This is a genomic window from Flindersiella endophytica (assembly GCF_054779015.1).
This window is the reverse complement of record NZ_BAAGYY010000036.1, coordinates 303,186-318,624: the sequence shown is the minus strand read 5'-3', so window position 1 is coordinate 318,624 and position 15,439 is coordinate 303,186. Positions and strand designations below refer to the sequence as shown.

Annotated in this window: 17 protein-coding genes; 7 read left to right on the top strand and 10 right to left on the bottom strand. The window is 68.6% G+C overall.

The genetic code is table 11. The annotated features are described in order from the left end of the window. Nucleotides 1-27 precede the first annotated feature (27 nt). Nucleotides 28-603 (top strand): TetR/AcrR family transcriptional regulator, encoded by a 576-nt coding sequence (locus tag ACYVF6_RS39970; protein ID WP_460529952.1) that lies wholly within the window; start codon nt 28-30, stop codon nt 601-603. Nucleotides 604-700: 97 nt separating this feature from the next. Here ACYVF6_RS39970 and ACYVF6_RS39965 read toward each other — a convergent pair whose 3' ends face one another. After that, nucleotides 701-2,209, bottom strand: a complete 1,509-nt coding sequence (locus tag ACYVF6_RS39965; protein WP_460529949.1) for an MFS transporter — start codon at nt 2,207-2,209, stop codon at nt 701-703. A gap of 89 nt (nt 2,210-2,298) precedes the next feature. Between ACYVF6_RS39965 and ACYVF6_RS39960 the strand changes: the two genes are divergently transcribed. Then, nucleotides 2,299-2,679, top strand: coding sequence for a MarR family winged helix-turn-helix transcriptional regulator (locus ACYVF6_RS39960; RefSeq protein WP_460529946.1), 381 nt, complete (start codon nt 2,299-2,301; stop codon nt 2,677-2,679). 26 nt (nt 2,680-2,705) lie between these two features. Here ACYVF6_RS39960 and ACYVF6_RS39955 read toward each other — a convergent pair whose 3' ends face one another. Then, nucleotides 2,706-4,175 (bottom strand): DUF6745 domain-containing protein, encoded by a 1,470-nt coding sequence (locus tag ACYVF6_RS39955; RefSeq protein WP_460529943.1) that lies wholly within the window; start codon nt 4,173-4,175, stop codon nt 2,706-2,708. Between the two features lie 11 nt (nt 4,176-4,186). Beyond that, nucleotides 4,187-4,522, bottom strand: coding sequence for a hypothetical protein (locus ACYVF6_RS39950; protein ID WP_460529940.1), 336 nt, complete (start codon nt 4,520-4,522; stop codon nt 4,187-4,189). 123 nt (nt 4,523-4,645) lie between these two features. Between ACYVF6_RS39950 and ACYVF6_RS39945 the strand changes: the two genes are divergently transcribed. After that, on the top strand, nt 4,646-5,251 hold the full coding sequence (locus ACYVF6_RS39945) for a hypothetical protein (RefSeq protein ID WP_460529937.1): 606 nt from the start codon (nt 4,646-4,648) through the stop codon (nt 5,249-5,251). Here the strand turns inward: ACYVF6_RS39945 and ACYVF6_RS39940 are convergent. Next, a complete protein-coding gene (locus ACYVF6_RS39940; RefSeq protein ID WP_460529934.1) occupies nt 5,229-6,050 on the bottom strand; it encodes an isocitrate lyase/PEP mutase family protein in 822 nt (273 codons plus the stop codon). The genes ACYVF6_RS39945 and ACYVF6_RS39940 overlap by 23 nt on opposite strands. A 69-nt stretch (nt 6,051-6,119) precedes the next feature. Between ACYVF6_RS39940 and ACYVF6_RS39935 the strand changes: the two genes are divergently transcribed. Then, nucleotides 6,120-7,535: an MFS transporter gene (locus tag ACYVF6_RS39935; RefSeq protein ID WP_460529932.1), complete on the top strand. Its 1,416-nt coding sequence runs from the start codon at nt 6,120-6,122 to the stop codon at nt 7,533-7,535. On the opposite strand, the gene ACYVF6_RS39930 is transcribed toward ACYVF6_RS39935, so the two are convergent. The 4 genes from ACYVF6_RS39930 to ACYVF6_RS39915 all read right to left on the bottom strand — a co-directional run bounded on the left by ACYVF6_RS39930 (nt 7,512) and on the right by ACYVF6_RS39915 (nt 9,962). Further along, nucleotides 7,512-7,718, bottom strand: a complete 207-nt coding sequence (locus ACYVF6_RS39930; protein WP_460529929.1) for a hypothetical protein — start codon at nt 7,716-7,718, stop codon at nt 7,512-7,514. The genes ACYVF6_RS39935 and ACYVF6_RS39930 overlap by 24 nt on opposite strands. Before the next feature lie 84 nt (nt 7,719-7,802). Further along, nucleotides 7,803-8,603 (bottom strand): alpha/beta fold hydrolase, encoded by an 801-nt coding sequence (locus ACYVF6_RS39925; RefSeq protein WP_460529926.1) that lies wholly within the window; start codon nt 8,601-8,603, stop codon nt 7,803-7,805. Beyond that, entirely contained in the window at nt 8,600-9,037 is a 438-nt protein-coding gene (locus tag ACYVF6_RS39920; RefSeq protein ID WP_460529920.1) for a helix-turn-helix domain-containing protein, read from the bottom strand. Before ACYVF6_RS39920 ends, ACYVF6_RS39925 begins: the two co-directional genes overlap by 4 nt. 58 nt (nt 9,038-9,095) lie before the next feature. Next, complete coding sequence (locus ACYVF6_RS39915) at nt 9,096-9,962, bottom strand: phosphotransferase family protein (protein WP_460529917.1); 867 nt, start codon at nt 9,960-9,962, stop codon at nt 9,096-9,098. A gap of 111 nt (nt 9,963-10,073) precedes the next feature. Between ACYVF6_RS39915 and ACYVF6_RS39910 the strand changes: the two genes are divergently transcribed. From ACYVF6_RS39910 to ACYVF6_RS39900, 3 genes are read left to right on the top strand one after another with little or no spacing between them, the layout of a single operon-like run. Further along, entirely contained in the window at nt 10,074-10,487 is a 414-nt protein-coding gene (locus ACYVF6_RS39910; RefSeq protein ID WP_460529914.1) for a VOC family protein, read from the top strand. A 44-nt stretch (nt 10,488-10,531) separates the two neighbouring features. After that, nucleotides 10,532-12,799 (top strand): molybdopterin-dependent oxidoreductase family protein, encoded by a 2,268-nt coding sequence (locus ACYVF6_RS39905; RefSeq protein WP_460529911.1) that lies wholly within the window; start codon nt 10,532-10,534, stop codon nt 12,797-12,799. 23 nt (nt 12,800-12,822) lie between these two features. Beyond that, nucleotides 12,823-14,106 carry an OFA family MFS transporter gene (locus tag ACYVF6_RS39900; protein WP_460529908.1) on the top strand — a complete coding sequence of 428 codons (1,284 nt, stop codon included), beginning with the start codon at nt 12,823-12,825 and terminating at the stop codon, nt 14,104-14,106. A 111-nt stretch (nt 14,107-14,217) separates the two neighbouring features. Here ACYVF6_RS39900 and ACYVF6_RS39895 read toward each other — a convergent pair whose 3' ends face one another. Together ACYVF6_RS39895 and ACYVF6_RS39890 are read right to left on the bottom strand one after the other, a co-directional pair. Then, entirely contained in the window at nt 14,218-15,087 is an 870-nt protein-coding gene (locus ACYVF6_RS39895) for a nucleotidyltransferase domain-containing protein (RefSeq protein ID WP_460529905.1), read from the bottom strand. A 14-nt stretch (nt 15,088-15,101) separates the two neighbouring features. Next, nucleotides 15,102-15,407 (bottom strand): DUF3817 domain-containing protein, encoded by a 306-nt coding sequence (locus ACYVF6_RS39890; protein ID WP_460529902.1) that lies wholly within the window; start codon nt 15,405-15,407, stop codon nt 15,102-15,104. Nucleotides 15,408-15,439 lie beyond the last annotated feature (32 nt).

Here is a 15,439-nt window from a genome sequence, read left to right as displayed (position 1 = left end):
CTGGTACATGTACCATACGGTACAACCATGAGCCCGAGGGAACGACTGCTGGCCGCCACCATCGACCATCTGGCGACCAACGGCGTTGCCGACCTCAGCCTGCGCAAGGTCGCCGCCGAGATCGGGACCAGCCACCGGATGCTGATCTACCACTTCGGCTCCAGGGACGGCCTGCTCGTCGCCGTCGTCCAGGCGATGGAGGATCGGCAGCGGGTGGCGCTCGCCGAGATCGAGAGTGAGCTCGCCGCGTCCGGCACCATCTCGCCCGCCTCGCTGACCCGCACCATGTGGCAGCGGCTCGCCGACCCGGAGCTCGCGCCGTACGAGCGGCTCTTCTTCGAGCTCTACGGCCGTGCGCTGCAGGGAGATCCGACCGTCACTCTCCTGCTGGACGGCATCGTCGAGTCGTGGTTGGCGCCCACGGCGCAGCTGCTGGAGCGCTACGGCATTCCGGCCGGGCACGCCCGGGCGCAGGCCCGGCTCGGGCTGGCCGCCACTCGCGGACTCCTGCTCGACCTGCTCGCCACCGGCGACCGAGCCGCCTGCGACGCGGCGATCGAACGGCTGATCGCCCTCGCCGAACTGGATCTGGCCGCGACCTGAGAGCCCTCCCGCCAGGACACGCGATGAGGCGGTCCGCCCGGACATTTTCGTTGCCGTCCGGGACGTACCGCCTCATCGCGCGGGCCTGCCGGCCTTCCTATGCGAGCTCTGCCAGCTCCTTCTCCGCGCGCTGCCGCCGGCGGATCAGGCCGCTGAGTCCGATCGCCGCCGCGACGGCCGCGACTCCCACCACCACGCCGAGCGCGGGCCGGTAGCTGGCCAGCGTCGCCGTGGGGTTGTCGGCTGGAGCGTTCGCACCCACGACGACCGCCGTGACGACGGCGAGGATGACCGCGCCACCGACCTGGAACGCCGTCTGCAGGATGCCGGCCGCCATGCCCTGCTCGTCGTCGACGACGCCGTTGGTCGCCTGGACGTTCAGAGCCGGGAACGACAGCCCGAAGCCGGTGCCGATCAGCAGCATGGTCGGCAGCAGCAGCGTCGCGTACTCCGGCTCCGGCCCGAGCTGCAGGAACCACAGGTAGCCGAGCAGGAACGCCGTCATGCCGGCCGCGATCACCGGTGCCGAGCCGAAGCGGTCGATGATCTTGTCGACGAACTGGCTGCCGGCCAGCACGATCACGCCGCCCGGCAGCAACGCCAGCGCCATCTTCAGCGGTGACCAGTGCAGCAGGTTCTGCAGGTACAGCGCGGTGATGAACTGGAACGACACGTACGACCCGAGGCCGACGACCGCGATCAGGTTGGCGCGCAGCAGCGGACCGCGCCGGAAGATGCCGAGCCGTACCAGCGGGTGCGCGCTGCGGTGCTCGATCCAGCCGAACGCCGCCAGCAGGGCGACGACAACGGCGAGTTGCCCGAGGGTCTGGAACGTCAGCCAGCCGGTGTAGGGCGCCTGCACGACGGTGTAGACGAGCAGCAACATGGCCGCGGACGCGGTGACCGCGCCGCCGACGTCGTACCCGCCACGCTGTTCCGGCCTGCCATGCCTGGGGATCAGCTTCAGGCCGGCCAGGAACACGATCAACGCGATCGGAGCGGGCAGCAGGAACGTCCAGCGCCAGCCGATCTGGGTCATCAATCCGCCGAGCACCAGGCCCATCGAGAAGCCGCTGGCGCCGAACAACGTGTAGATCGACAAGGCCTTGTTGCGCTGCGGTCCTTCGGGGAACGTCGTCGTGATGATCGACAGGCCCGCGGGCGCGGTGAACGCGGCGCTCAGCCCCTTGACGAACCTGGTCGCGATCAACAGCCCGCCGTCGTCGACCAGGCCGCCGAGCAGCGACGCCACCGCGAACACGGCGATCGCGATCAGGAAGACCTGGCGCCTGCCGAGCAGGTCGGCGGCCCGGCCGCCCAGCAGCAGAAGCCCTCCGTAACCAAGGATGTAGCCGCTCACCACCCACTGCAGGGCGGACGTCGAAAGGCCGAGATCCGCCTGGATCGACGGCAGCGCGACGCCGACCATCGAGACGTCGAGGCCGTCGAGGAACAAGGCGCCACAGAGTACGAACAACGCGCCCCACAAGGCGGGGCTCCAACGAACGTGCTTGCCGCTCGAGGCGGCTGGATCCAAGTCGGAGTTCGGGTTGACGGTCACCGGTGCCGCTGCGGGGCCGGTGGTCACGGGTGCGGTTGTAGACACGAGAGGAGAAGGTACATGCGTCTGCATTCAATGTGCAAGCATTTAATGCATCCGCAATCAATGCGTGGACATGTGCTATGGTGGCCGCCGTGAGTCACGCATCCGTCAAGCAGACGCGCGTTGTGGACGCGTGGCGAGAGGTGCTGTGCAAGCACGCACAGATCTCCTGCCTGCTCGACAACGTGCTCCGAGAGCATGGGCTCGGCGTCAGCGAGTACGAAATCCTCGACCGCCTCGCCGAGTACGAGTGCACCGGCGTCCGCGCGCAGGAGCTGGAGCGTTCGATCCATCTGACGCAGAGCGCCCTGTCGCGGGCGATCGCGCGCCTGGAGAAGGACGGCCTGGTCGAGCGGCAGATGTGCCCGCAGGACCGCCGCGGCGTGACCGTCGGGTTGACGGACGCCGGGCGTGACCGGCACGCCGAGGCGCAGCCCGGCTACCTCGCGATCCTCACCGAGCAACTCGCCTGAGACCCCGCCGCGGGGTCCGCGCCGGGTCAGGTCTGGGTGGACGGTCGGTAGGTGTCTGACGGGAGCTGGAACGTCCAGGCGACCGCCTCCTGCGCGGTCTTCATGTCCGGCGGGACTCGCAGGAAATAGTCGCGGTACGTGCCGTCCGGCTCGGGCGTGGAGTTGACGACCTGCACCAGCTGCATCGGCTCGCCGCCGACGTGGTGCAGGCGCCACAGCGTTCCGAAGTCGTCGGTGTGGACCTGCCGGGCCATCGCCTCGCGGAGGTACTTCTCGGTGCCGTAGCGATCCATCATGATCCGCCGCACCTCGGCGTTGCGCTCGCGCGTGATCTGCGCGGCCGTCAGGGTCTCCGGCTCCAGCACGGTCTGCCGCGTCACCCGCACGCCTCGCAGGTAGTACAGCGACCACCCGTCCGCCCACACCAGCGCCGGTCCGTCCTCGCAGTGCAGCCGGGCGTTGCCCGGATCGGTCGGGTCGTTCTCCTGTACGTGCGACGCCCGCGGCCGGTCGCACACCATCACGAAGCCACGATGCGGCCACCACCAGCCGACGGCGGCCTGCGCGGCGGCGTAGGCCGCTTCCCGTTCCCAGACCTCCGGCGGCAGCTCCAGCCCGCACACGTCGCGATAGAACGACGACCGGGCCTGGTGCGCCACACCCCACTGACCGGACAGGAACCGCGACTCCGGCCGTACGCGCGAGATCATCGAAGCCTTGGCGATCCCCAGCACCGTGCTGTCGACAGCCTCGATCACGGCCTCCCCCACGGCGGCCCGCACGGCCCGGTCCACCGGCTCGAAGATCCGGCGGTCGACCTGCGTGCGCACGGTCTCGCCGACCTCGAGCAGCGTCAGCCGGTTCAGCTTGCCCCTGCCCGGATAGTCGATCGCGTCGACCTCGAACGTCGGATCGCCGCGGATGCCGACCAGCGCCCCGACCGCGAAGCTCCCCGCGATCGTGAAGCACACCAGCCCGGCGACCGCGCCGCCGAGCAGCGCCCACACGGGTACGCCCAGCAGGAGGAACAGCACCGTACCGACGATCGCGCCGGCGACGACGAACACCGCGATCAGGCTGTCCATCGAGTCGCGCTCGGCGTCGGTGAGCGGTTCGGCCGCGACCTCGCCGCCCGCGTCGCGTTTGGCCGAGCTGTCCCCGACTGCTCGCCCGACGGCGGCCGTGACCTCCGCTCGGGTGCCTGCGTCGACCCCGCGCCGGAGCGTACGCCGGACCTGCCGGACGACGTTGGGCTTCCGCTTGGTCAGCAGCTGGTCGGCGATCGGCGCGGCCAGCGCACCGACGATCGGCGACGAAACCCGGACCACTCTGCCAGGCCAGGGCAATCCGGCGTAGGTGTAGCACCGTTTGGCAGCCGCCTCGAACGTGGCCCAGTCGGCCTCGCCCGTACGCAGGCCTGCCGCGGTCCAGCGCGCCACCCACTCGGGTGCGGTCGCCAGCCGCTCCCTGGCCAGGTGGTCGAGCTGAGGGGGCACCGGTTGGCGCCCTAGTCGACGACCCGGCGAGTCGGCCGGTCGGCCGAGACGTACTCCCGCTGCCGGCGTACTTCGTACACGCCGGGCTCCAGGCGGATCTCCTGGTGCTCCTCGTGTACGAGCGCGGAGGCCTCGGTGATCTCGAGGAAGCGCCGCTCGACCTCGTGGTCGGGCATCGACCACAGCTTCGCGCCGGACTCGTGAACGGCGTGGGCGTGTCCGGTGACCTCGCCGAGCGCCAGGACGATCCGGCCGGCGCCGTCGCGGGGTACCTCGGTGGCGCCCTCGGGGAGGCTGTCGACCAAGACGAGCAGAACGTCCCCTTGACGCGCGATGAATGGCCGCATGGGTTTGAGCCCTTCCTGCCGTGCCATTTCTCCAATGGTTCTATGGAGGTCGACTCCAGCATCTGCCGCCACCAGGGCAACAGTCAACCGTATGGAGGCCTCTCTACCTCTAGGCTGACGGTTATGACCGATTCTTCAGGCATCGAGATCGAGGAGCTGGTGCTGCCGTTTCGAGCGCATGGCATCGACGGACGAATTCTCGTCGACCTGGCGACCAATGAGGATCCGGTGGAAACCGGACACAATCTGGTGGCGGTCGGCTATGAGGAGGAGTCGTTCAAAGGCTTTCCGGTGGTCACCGCGCACGTCGACTACGACGGCACGGGCTACCGCCGGCTGTTCGGTTGGATCCAGCTGATCACGCATGTCTTCGCCGACACGGGACGGGAGCCCTACACCGAGGTCGACCGGCACCCGACCACGATGGAAGGCGCTGTCCCGCTGTTCCCGTTCGGCTACCTGCCCATGTTCTTCGACGCTCCCGCCAACCCCGGCCACCCCGACATGCGGTGGCTGGCCGAGACGTTCCTCGCCTATCCGAGCGGGGAGAACGACATCGTCGCCCTGACCGGGTTCGGCTGGGGTTATGACTTACGTGCCGGGCGCCCCACGCGGCTTCCGATCACACCTGCCGGACCCGACCGGTGGAACGCCCACTTACCGCACCTGTCCAAGGTCGCGCCAACCTGGAATTTCCGTCCGGACTTCAGCGCGGACCGAGCCGGCTGAAGGCTTCGTTCACCTCCCCGAACCCGAGTGCCTGGTCCGCGACGGCGTAGGTTCCGGTCGTGAGCAGCTCCGCGGCCAGCCGCCGGGTCGCCGAGTAGGCCACCTGGGCCAGCATCGAGCCCGCGCTCACCCTGCGTACGCCTGCGGCCGCGAGCTCCGCGACGGTCGGCCCGCCGGGTAGCAGCATCGCGTTGACCGGCAGCTGGACGGCGTCGACCAGCGCCTTGAGAACGCCGAGGTCGAGCAGCCCGGGAACGAAGAGGCAGTCCGCGTCGGCATAGGCGCCGGCCCGCGCGACCACGTCGTCGAACCGGCCCTCCGGCTCGCCCACGCCGAACAGGTAGACGTCGGTGCGCGCGTTGATCACGAGATCGGGAACGCCGGCATCCACAGCCGCGGCCCGGGCGGCACCGAGCCGTTCGCCCTGCTCGGACGCGGAGAACAGGCTGCCGTCGGACTTTGAGTCCTCGAGGTTGATGCCGGCCGCGCCGGCGGCGACGACTGCTCGCACGGTCGCGGCCAGGTCGTCGTAGCCGCCCTCGATGTCCGCCGTCACCGGAACGTCCACGACGGCGGTGATCCCGGCGATGGCCCGGACCATCTCGTCGCGGTCCAGGTGCTGGCCGTCGCCGCGGCCGTGCGCCCAGGACACCCCGGCACTGGTCGTCGCGATCGCGGGCGCACCGGCGGCCGCGATCAGGACGGCGCTGGCCGGATCCCAGGCGTTGGGGAGGACGAGCACACCGTCGTCGTGGAGAGCGCGCAGGCGCCGCGCTGTGATGTTGAGGTCGTTGGTCACGCAGCCAAGCATCCGGGATCGGCCACGCGAACACTCGCCATTTTCGGACGTCGTCGTCAGGGAGTACAAATGGGACTGATGTCTGAACAACGGTTGGGTGTCCCGGCGCGCCTGGTCGCCGTCGTCGCGCTCGGCGTCGTCCTCAACCCGTTGAACTCCACGATGATCGCGATCGCGCTGGTCGGGCTGCAGCACGAGTTCGAGGTCGGCGTCGCCACGTCCAGCTGGCTGGTCTCCGGCTTCTACCTCGCGGCCTCGATCGGGCAGCCGCTGATGGGCCGGTTCGTCGACTTGTTCGGCGCCCGGCGGCTGTTCATCGGCGGGCTCGCGCTGCAGTGCCTGGTCTCTGGGCTGGCGGCGTTCGCGCCGGGCTTCTGGTGGCTGGTCGCCCTGCGCGTGCTGCAAGGGATCGGCAGCTCGACGGCGTTCCCGGCGGCACTCGTGCTGATCCGCGAGACCGCGCGCAAGCTGTCCGACAAGCCGCCGGCCGGTGCGCTCGCCGCGTTGACTGTGAGCGCGTCGATGACCGCCGTACTCGGGCCGGCGCTCGGCGGGCTGCTGATGACCCTGGCCGGATGGCGCGCGATCTTCCTGGTCAACCTGCCGCTCACGCTGATCGGCATGGCGCTCGCGCTGCGCTTCCTCCCCCGCGACCCGGCGCCCGCGGCTGAGAGCCGTAACAGCTTCGGTCAGATCATCCGGCTGATCGACGTGCCGGGCATCGTGCTGTTCGGCGGTGCGGTCGCGACGTTCCTGGTGTTCCTGCTGTCCGCGGCGCGGGACCCTCGCTGGTGGCTGCTGCCGCTCGGCGCGGTGCTCGCGATCGGCCTGGTCTGGCGGGAGCTGCGCACCGCGACTCCGTTCCTCGACGTCCGGGGCATCGCCGCCAACCGGGCGCTGGCATCGGTGCTCGGCCAGCAGGGCGGGGTGAACCTGGTGTTCTACTGCCTCGCGTTCGGCCTGCCGATGTGGCTGGAGACCGTACGCGGGTTCGATCCTGGGGCGGTGGGGCTGCTGGTGCTGCCGTTGACGCTGAGCGGTGTGCTCGTGGCGCCGCTGGCGACCAGGCTGATCCGCCGGTGGGGCTCGCGGGCCGTGCTCCTGCTCGGCACGGCGGTGCTGCTAGCGGCGACGTTTCTGCTGCAGTTTGTTGGCGACGCGACGCCGATCGCGCTCGTCGTCCTCATCGTCGTCGTCCTCGGATTCCCCAATGGGTTCAACAATATTGGGCTGCAGACGGCGCTCTACGATGCCAGCCCGCCGGATCGTGCGGGGTCGACGGGCGGGCTGTTCCAGCTCTTCCGCTACCTCGGTGCGATCGGCGCCACGACCGTGCTCGCGCTGGTCTTCGAGACAAATCTCAGCAGCGACGGCCTGCACGATGTAGGTGTTGTGATGATCGTGATGGCGGTCGCCATGCTCGGGCTCGCGCTCAGCGTTCGTCGGATACATGCCGGCTCCTCAGACTCCCAGCAGCGCGGGTGAGCTCTGCGTGACGGGCAGCTCGGCCAGGATCTTCTGGGCCTCACGGGTGTAGCGGCCCTCCTGCCACTCCCAGCACGACCGTACCCGCGGCACGGTGTCGGCGTGGCATCCGGCGGCCATGCAGCGTACGTCGTGGATCGCTTCGGCCAGCTTGGTGGTGGTGTACTGGTTCGACATCTTCATCGCCTCCTCTTGGTCTGTACGGGCTCAGTGCTCTTCTTGGTTCATCTGGTATTCGCTAGAAGAGACCAGGAGGATTGCAGGAACTCATCGCGGGTTGCGGAGAAACTCCAGCACGCTGTCGGACACTCCCGGAACGAAGTGTCCGGCCTCGGGACGTAGGTCGACGGTGACGTGCTTCGCGTGCTTTTCGAACCTCTCCTTGGTTTGCCTGGAGTCGAGCATCGCGTCCTTGCCGCCGACGGCGACGTAGATCGGCATCGTGAGCCGTTCGAGCTGCTCGCCGGTGAAGATCGGGAGCTTCTCGCGGCGTGGTTTCGACTGCTTGTTGAGCTGCACGCCGTAGTCGTGGTCGATACCCGCGATCAGCTTGAACGTCTTGCGCCGGCCCCAGTCGCCGAACAGCATGAGGAACGGTGCGACCAGCAGCTTGGCGTACTTCTGCTTTCCGACGCCGCCAGGGCACATCAGCGCCATCCGCTCGACGCGTTCGGGCTGGCTGACAGCGAAGTCGATCGCGAACCAGCCACCCAGCGAGACGCCGACGATGGCCGCCCGGTCGAGGTCCAGCCCGTCGAACACGTCGGCCAGCCAGGGGGCGTACCTTCCGGAGGCCAGCGGTGGGCGGCTCCATTGGCTCAGGCCCGGGTCGCCGATCGTGTCGACCGCGTGGACGCGGAAGTACGCCGACCAGTTCTCGATCTCGGCCAGCCACATCAGGCTGTTGCTGTTCGAGCCGTGCAGCAGGACGAGTGGTGGGGCGTCGTCCGGGCCGCTGCTGATGACGAACGTGTCGCCTTCGCGCGTGGGCAGGTGCCGCTGCAGGCTCGGCACCGGCCACTGGCCGAGGAGGTCGCGGTAGTCCTGCTCGTAAGGTGCGGTGGTCATCGGGTCCTCTCCAGGAGCTGGGCGGTGAGGTTCAGCAGCGCGGCGGTGTCCTCCAGCCCGCCGATGACGACGACCTTGAGGCTGGCCCGCTCCTCGTCGTAGACGGTGTCGACCCGCAACGGCTGGCCGGTGTGGTCACGGCCCTGCACGGCGCCCGAGAGCGTCGTCGAAACACGGCTCATCGTGTCGAAGTCGATGGCATCGACCTGCACGATCGTGCTCGCCTCCGAATGGCGCGTCCGGGCGGCGGTCTCCCGCGCCGGCCGCGGTGCGATGCCACCGGTGAACTCCTCCAGATCACCCCGCGCGATGCGGTACTGCTTCCCGATCCGGACGGCCTTCAGCTTGCCGTCGCGTACGTAACCGCGGACGGTCTTCACGTGCAGGTCCAGCAGGTCTGCCACCTGCTCGACGGAGTACATGTCGTGCTGCATGCTGCCCTACCGTACAGCACGATAGGGAAGGATTGGGAATGATTCTTCGCGCGGAAGGTCAGTGCAGGAAGCCCCGCCACAGCGGGCGGAGCCAGCAACCGGCGATGTCGAGGGTGAAGGTGAGCAGAGCGGGATCGCCCACGCGTAGTGCGAAGTAGAGCCTCCCCAGGGCGAACTTGACGGCCAGCGCGGCGCTGATCCCAGCCGGCATCTCCCCGATCGCCGTTTCGAGCCGCCGGAACACGGCGGGGTCGGTTGTCTCGGGTAGGTGGTAGAACGCGAGCGTCGCCAGATCCGAGCGTGAGTCGCCGGCTCGGGCGCCCTCCCAGTCGATCACGGCGACCACCTCGTCTCCCCGGACCAGGGCGTTGCCCATGCCGAAGTCGTTGTGCATCACGTCGTCGCCGCGGAAGCCCGCCGGGTCGATCCGTTCACCGGCGGTCAGTGCTTCGTCGAGCAGGCCGAGGACCCGCTCGTCGCCGGCGTAGCGCAGGAGCGTCTGCACCTCGCCGGTATCGGGACGGATCGAGGCCACGAGCCGATCGCCCCAGCCGCGATCCGCCGCGGGGGCGGCTCCGACATGCCGCTGCCGCAGCTCGATGAGCCGCTCGGCATGTGCCGGCCGGAGCCGGCTGGGCGACGCGCCGTCGACGAACTCCTGGAGGGTGAACACCAGACCGTCGACGACACCACTGTCGAGGAAGCGCGGGATCGGATAGCCGTCGCGGCGGAGGGTGTCGGCGGTCTGGATGGCGGACCGCACGCGCTCCTCGGACCAGTGCTCGTCCTTCGGCAGGACCTTGAGCACCGCCTTGGTGCCGCGTCCGGTGGTCACCAGCGTGGCGCCGAAGTGTCCACCGGACAGGTGCTCGATGAGGGGCAGTCCGAGATTCGTGGCCACCGACTCGACACCCGCGAGGTTCATGCGATCCGAGCGTAGGGCGGGCGTCGTCGTCGCGCGATCGATTTGTGCGCGGGCCCGACTCGGTCCGATCCGTACAAGACGCCCCGGCAGGGCGCGGGCCAGGCTGGGGACATGCAGACATCCCTCGCGGTCATCCAGATCGTTACTCAGGACATGGCGGCATCGCTGGCCTTCTACCGCACGCTCGGCCTCGAGATTCCGGCGAGCGCGGACCAGGAGCCGCACGTCGACGCCGACCTGCCCGGCGGGCTGAAGCTCGCCTGGGACACGGTCGAGACCATTCGCTCGTTCGACAAGGAGTGGGAGCCACCTACCGGCCCGGGCCACAAGATGGCGCTCGCGTTCAAGTTCGACAGCCCTGCCGAGGTGGACGCCGCCTACAGTGAGCTCACCGGCCTCGGGCACCGCGGCCATCTGGAGCCCTGGGACGCCTTCTGGGGCATGCGCTGGGCCAGCGTCCACGACCCCGACGGAAATCCAGTCGACCTGTTCGCCGATCTCGGACAGGCCGATTCCACTGGGTGAGCGTGGGTGCTTGACCGGACGGTCAGTGTGCGGTATTCCGAGGTATGGCCAGGCGTGAAAAGTGGATCGATCCGAAGAACTGGGCGAGTCTGAAGCCTTTCGGCATAGGTGAGAACAAGCCCAACAACTACCTCGAAATCATCCGTGCGGTCGGAGAGAACAAGGGCCGCCTGCGCTACGCCTGGCGCATCCTCAACCAGGGAACGTGTGACGGATGTGCCCTGGGAACCAAGGGCATGCACGACTGGACGCTCAACCAGGTGCACCTGTGCAACATCCGGCTCCGCCTGCTCCGGCTCAACACCATGCCGGCGCTCGACACCAACGTCATGAAGGACGCCGCCGGGCTCGCGAAGCGCAAGAGCGCCGAGCTTCGCGACCTCGGCCGGATCCCGCACCCCATGGTCCGCCGCAAGGGTGACGCCGGTTTCTCCAAGATCTCCTGGGACGACGCGCTCGACCTGGCCGCCGAACGCATTCGCGCGTCCAGCCCGGACAAGCTCGGCGTCTACCTCACCAGCCGCGGCATGCCGAACGAGAACTACTTCGCCGCACAGAAGGCCGTCCGCGCGATCGGCACCAACTCCATCGACAACGCCGCGCGGGTGTGCCACTCCCCCAGCACGTTCGGCCTGAAGGGCGCGCTCGGTGTCGCGGCGACGACGTGTTCGTACTCCGACTGGATCGGCAGCGACCTGATCGTGTTCGTCGGCTCGAACGTCGCCAACAACCAGCCGGTCGCGATGAAATACCTCTACCACGCCAAGAAGGCCGGCACCAAGGTCGTCTGCGTCAACCCGTACGAAGAGCCGGGCATGGCGCGCTACTGGGTGCCGTCCAACGTCGAAAGCGCCGTCTTCGGCACCAAGGTCACCGACCGCTTCTTCCAGATCAAAGTCGGCGGCGACATCGGCTTCCTGACCGGCGTCTTCAAGGCGATGGTCGACAACGACTGGGTAGACCACTCGTTCATCGACGACCACACGAGCGGTTTCGACGCTGCCAAGGCCGAAGCCGACGGCCACATGTGGGACGATCTCGAGGCCGCGTCGGGCTCGACGAAGAACGCGATGACCGCGCTGGCCAAGATGCTGCACGAGTCGAAGACCGCGATCTTCGTGTGGAGCATGGGAATCACGCAGCACGAGTTCGGTGAGAACAACGTGCGCGCGATCATCAACCTCGGCTTGACGAAGGGTTTCGTCGGAAGGCCCAACTGCGGCCTGATGCCGATCCGCGGGCACTCCGGCGTGCAGGGCGGCGCCGAGATGGGCGCCTACGCCACGGTGCTGCCGGGCGGTGCGCCGATCACCGAGGACGGCGCGAAGAAGTTCTCCAAGCTGTGGGGGTTCGACGTCCCGCACAAGGTCGGCATGACGGCGCCCGAGATGATCGACGCCGCCCACGAGGGCGAGCTGGACGTGATGATCAGCTCCGGCGGCAACTTCCTCGAGGTGCTGCCCGATCCCGAGTTCTGCAACGAGGCGATGCAACGCATCCCCTTGCGCGTCCACATCGACATCATGGTGTCGAGTCAGATGCTGGTCGACCCCGCCGACACCGTGCTGATCCTGCCCGCCGAGACGCGTTACGAGATGACCGGCGGCGTCACCGAGACGTCCACCGAACGCCGGATCATCTTCAGCCCGGAGGTGTCCGGCCCGCGGATCAAGGAGGCCTGGCCGGAGTACAAGATCTTCGGCGAGCTGGCCGCCCGCGTCCGGCCCGACCTCGCCGACCAGGTCACCTACAAGACCACACAGGCGATCCGCGACGACATCGCCGAGGCCGTACCCATCTACGCCGGCATCGAGAAGCTGAAGGAGTTCGGCGACGAGGTGCAGTACGGCGGCCCGCATCTCTGCGCGGGCTGGAAGTTCCCGACCGACGACGGTAAAGCCCACTTCTCCGTCACGCCGATCCCCGACATCTCGCACCCCGAAGGCACGTTCATCGTCGCCAGCCGGCGGGGTAAACAGTTCAACAGCATGGTTCACGAGAGCAAGGACAGCCTGACGGGGGCCGTTCGCGAGGCCGTCCTGATGAACGCGAGGGACGCCGCCGACCTCGGCCTGGCCGACGGTGACGAGGTCGTGCTGTCCAACGAGCTCGGCACGCTCAAGTGCCGCGTGCTGAAGGCGCCGGTCATGCCGGGAACCCTCCAGGTCCACTGGCCGGAAGGTCAGGTGCTGCTCGACCGGTCCAGCCGTTCACCGCAAGGCAAGATCCCGGCGTACAAGGACGCCGTGGTTCGCGTCGAGCCGGTCGAGCGAGACACCGCCGAACAGCCGAAGGTAACCACGCTCACGTAGAAAGCAAGCCAGAAGGGTGAAACATGGCCACCGTTGCAAGCGACAATCCAACCAGCGGCCGGTGGTTCCTGGCCGGCGCGGCCGTCCTGATGCAGCTCGCCCTCGGCGCGGTCTACGCGTGGAGCACGTTCTCCAAGGCGCTCCTCGCCGACGGGAGCGTGTTCGACCTCACCAAGTCGGAGGCCGCGATCCCGTTCTCGGTGACGATCGGCATGATCTTCGTCGGTACCTACGTCGGCGGGCGGATCCAGGACCTCAAGGGGCCGCGGGTGGTGGCGCTCGCCGGTGGCGTCATCTACTCCATCGGTGTACTGCTGTCAGGGCTGGCGAGCAATGACGGGCTGTTCTGGCTGCTGATCCTCGGTTACGGCGTGCTCGGTGGCTTCGGCCTCGGGCTGGCCTACATCGTGCCGGTGGCGATGCTGCAGAAGTGGTTCCCCGACAAGCGCGGGCTGATCACCGGCATCGCGGTGGGCGGCTTCGGGTTCGGCGCGGTGATCACCTCTCCGGTGGCGCAGGTCCTGATCGACCAGTCGCCGGCGGTGCCGACGCGGGCGTTCTTCTGGCTGGGTGTCGCGTACCTCGTGATGGTGCTGGTCGGCGCGTCGTTCTTCAAGAACCCACCCGAGGGCTACGCCGTGCCGGGCTGGGTTCCGCCGAAGACCGGGCGCGTGGTTCGCAGCGAGCGGGAATACTCCCAGGGCGAGGCGCTGCGGACTCCGCAGTGGTACCTCCTCACCGCGGTCCTCACGCTGAACGTCACGGCCGGCATCGCGCTGATCTCGGTGGCGACGGCGGCCGCGGGCGACATCGCCGGCTACAGCGCGGCCGCGGCGGCGACGTTCACCGGTGTGATGGGCCTGTTCAACGGCGGCGGGCGGATCTTCTGGGGCTGGATCTCCGAGCGGATCGGCCGGATGACGGCGTTCATCGCGATGCTCGGGCTGCAGGGCGTCTGCTTCCTGATCCTGCCGCACGCGTCGGCGCCGGCGCTGTTCGCCATCCTCGGCGCGGTGATCTATCTCTGCTACGGCGGCGGCTTCGGCACCATGCCGGCGACGGCAGGTGACTTCTTCGGCCTGAAGAACGCGGGTGCGATCTACGGTCTGATGATCATCGGCTGGAGCCTGGGCGGCGTGCTCGGCCCGCAGATCGCGGCGGCGCTGATCTCCGGCTCGGAGTACACCCTGGCCTTCACCACGATCGGCATCATCGCGCTCGTCTCGATCGTGATTCCGCTGATCACCCGCCCGCCCAAGGCCGGCCAGCCCGAGCCCGCACCCGCCGCGGCCACCCAGTCGGAGTAGCCCCCTAGCTTCTCCGCGAATGACCACGTTAACCACGCAATTAGCGGGTTAACCACACACCCCGGCGCGTGGCGAAGCACCTAATAGCGTGGCGAGGTGCCGAACTAGCGGTCAGCTGGGACGGACGGCGGCTTCGACCTCGCCAAGCAGGAGCTTCGCGGCGGCGAGCTGTGCCTGCAGGTCGTCGGGGCGGGGGCCGTAGCCCGCGCACAGGAGGTGGGCATGCTCCGTGAAGCCTTCCGGCGCGCCCGCCAGCCGGCCGGCGGAGTCGATCAGGCCCTTCTCGTTCGTCACCCAGGCGCCCGCGTGGGCGTGGAGCGCGTGCGCCATCACACCGATCGCGTGCGTCACGCACATGCTGACGTACGCCGCGTCGCCACGGCCGGCGGCCTTGGAGGCGATGTCGAGGCTGAAGCCCGCTTCCCAGAGCCAGTCGGCGAACGCCTTGCGCAGCGCCTGCGGGTACGCCGTCGTCACGGCCTTCAGTGCCGTCAACTCCCCCGTCGGATCACCCGCGACCAGGCCCAGCGCCACCTCGGCGACGTACGTCGTGGAGAGGAAGCCGAACGGATGGCCCGGCTGGTGCTGCACCGAGAACCGCCCATGCCGCGCCTCGTCCCACTGGGCCTCGACCCGCGACAGGTCGCGCAGGATCCAGTCGACGCGCAGGTCGCCGATGTCGAGCCAGGCGCCTCCGTTGACCCAGCGGCCCCACCCTCCCGGGCGAGCCACGTCGGTCGGACGGCCGGTGACCTGCTCGGCCAGCACCTTGAGCTCCTCGACGTCGAGCCCGTCCCGGCTCTGCTCCCCCGGAGACGACTCAGGGGGCGACCCCGGACCGCGGTAGTAGACGCCCAGGTCGATGTCGGACGACGGCCCGGCCGTGCCGCGCGCCTGGCTGCCGCCGAGCATCACGCCGACGACGCCCGGCACCCCGACCAGGAGTTGTGCGTGCTCTTTTGCCAGCCCAAGTGCGTCCATCGTGCTCCTGCTCCCTACGAGTCGGCCGGCGCGGGCTCCCGCTCGAGCGCCGTGAGCTTGCGCTCGGCGTAGAACGAGGCGAACGGGATGGTGCCGGCCAGGATCACAAGCAGGATACGTAGCCACGGCCAGCGCCGGACGTATCCGAGCAGGAACGCGACCACCGCGTACACCGCGTACAGGAAACCGTGGATCTGGCCGATCACGGACGACGGACCGGGTTGGTGCCAGATGTGGTTCAACGGCACCGCCACCAGGACGAGGGCGAGCAGAACCACACCGGTGACGTAGGCCAGCACGCGGTAGACGGTGAACAGCATGTCGAGCAGCTTAAAACCCGTTTCCCATAGCG

What these genes read in the sequence shown, in the direction of transcription:
- ACYVF6_RS39950 (WP_460529940.1), bottom strand. Translation starts at nt 4,522, where the DNA reads ATGCGGCCATTCATCGCGCGTCAAGGGGACGTTCTGCTCGTCTTGGTC.
- ACYVF6_RS39910 (WP_460529914.1), top strand. Translation starts at nt 10,074, where the DNA reads ATGCAGACATCCCTCGCGGTCATCCAGATCGTTACTCAGGACATGGCG.
- ACYVF6_RS39915 (WP_460529917.1), bottom strand. Translation starts at nt 9,962, where the DNA reads ATGAACCTCGCGGGTGTCGAGTCGGTGGCCACGAATCTCGGACTGCCC.
- ACYVF6_RS39895 (WP_460529905.1), bottom strand. Translation starts at nt 15,087, where the DNA reads ATGGACGCACTTGGGCTGGCAAAAGAGCACGCACAACTCCTGGTCGGG.
- ACYVF6_RS39905 (WP_460529911.1), top strand. Translation starts at nt 10,532, where the DNA reads ATGGCCAGGCGTGAAAAGTGGATCGATCCGAAGAACTGGGCGAGTCTG.
- ACYVF6_RS39935 (WP_460529932.1), top strand. Translation starts at nt 6,120, where the DNA reads ATGGGACTGATGTCTGAACAACGGTTGGGTGTCCCGGCGCGCCTGGTC.
- ACYVF6_RS39945 (WP_460529937.1), top strand. Translation starts at nt 4,646, where the DNA reads ATGACCGATTCTTCAGGCATCGAGATCGAGGAGCTGGTGCTGCCGTTT.
- ACYVF6_RS39920 (WP_460529920.1), bottom strand. Translation starts at nt 9,037, where the DNA reads ATGCAGCACGACATGTACTCCGTCGAGCAGGTGGCAGACCTGCTGGAC.
- ACYVF6_RS39970 (WP_460529952.1), top strand. Translation starts at nt 28, where the DNA reads ATGAGCCCGAGGGAACGACTGCTGGCCGCCACCATCGACCATCTGGCG.
- ACYVF6_RS39890 (WP_460529902.1), bottom strand. Translation starts at nt 15,407, where the DNA reads ATGCTGTTCACCGTCTACCGCGTGCTGGCCTACGTCACCGGTGTGGTT.
- ACYVF6_RS39930 (WP_460529929.1), bottom strand. Translation starts at nt 7,718, where the DNA reads ATGAAGATGTCGAACCAGTACACCACCACCAAGCTGGCCGAAGCGATC.
- ACYVF6_RS39925 (WP_460529926.1), bottom strand. Translation starts at nt 8,603, where the DNA reads ATGACCACCGCACCTTACGAGCAGGACTACCGCGACCTCCTCGGCCAG.
- ACYVF6_RS39900 (WP_460529908.1), top strand. Translation starts at nt 12,823, where the DNA reads ATGGCCACCGTTGCAAGCGACAATCCAACCAGCGGCCGGTGGTTCCTG.